The following is a 709-nucleotide window of genomic DNA, read 5'->3' as shown; positions in this document are numbered from 1 at the left end:
TGCGGGCGTTAGCTGCTCCCATACCTCAAAGTACGAGTAAATGAAGAAAATAATTTCAGTAATAGGATTAATCCTTTCAATGAATACATATGCAAGTCTTGATGAAGGAATAGAACTTTATCATGTGGGAAAATACAAAGAAGCATTTGTAATATTTAACGCTGAATCTGAGAAAGGTGATCCTGCTGGTCAGCATTTAACAGCAAGCTTGTATTACCAAGGTTTGGGAGTCGAAAAGAATTTAGAGGTCGCAGTAAAACTCTTCAAGCATGCCGCTGAAGAAGGATATCTGCCTTCTATTGCTAATTTGGGTCTTATGTATATGCAGGGTGACGGTGTAGAGCAAGATCCGAATTCATCATTCAGATACACTAAACAAGCTGCAGAACTTGGTGATTTACAAAGTATCTTCAACCTTGGTCAATTTTATCGTAAAGGTTTTGGTGTAGAACCGAACCAAGAAAAAGCAGCTAAATGGTATGGAGCTGCAGCTGAAAGTGGCGTTGCTCAAGCACAGAACGAGTACGGGCTTATGTTTGCTCAAGGACATGGTGTCGAACTTGATTATGTCAAAGCTTATGCATGGATTAAAATGCCGGCTGAGGCTGGGGATGGTCAAGCATTAAAAAACCTTGCTCAACTCAAGGAGATCATAGGCTCTGATATCAGTAAAGCCGAAAAACTTGCTGATGAGTACAAATCAAAATAT

Annotated in this window: 1 protein-coding gene; it reads left to right on the top strand. The window is 39.9% G+C overall.

Going from position 1 to position 709, the window contains the following annotated elements:
• Nucleotides 1-40 precede the first annotated feature (40 nt).
• On the top strand, nt 41-709 hold a 669-nt coding region (locus ACY2RQ_RS19580; RefSeq protein WP_490114696.1), incomplete at its 3' end, for a tetratricopeptide repeat protein.

The sequence above is a fragment of the Parendozoicomonas sp. 209JJ7-1 genome (assembly GCF_058147085.1).
Note: the sequence above shows the minus strand (reverse complement) of the source record. Positions and strands in the feature narration are given on the sequence as shown.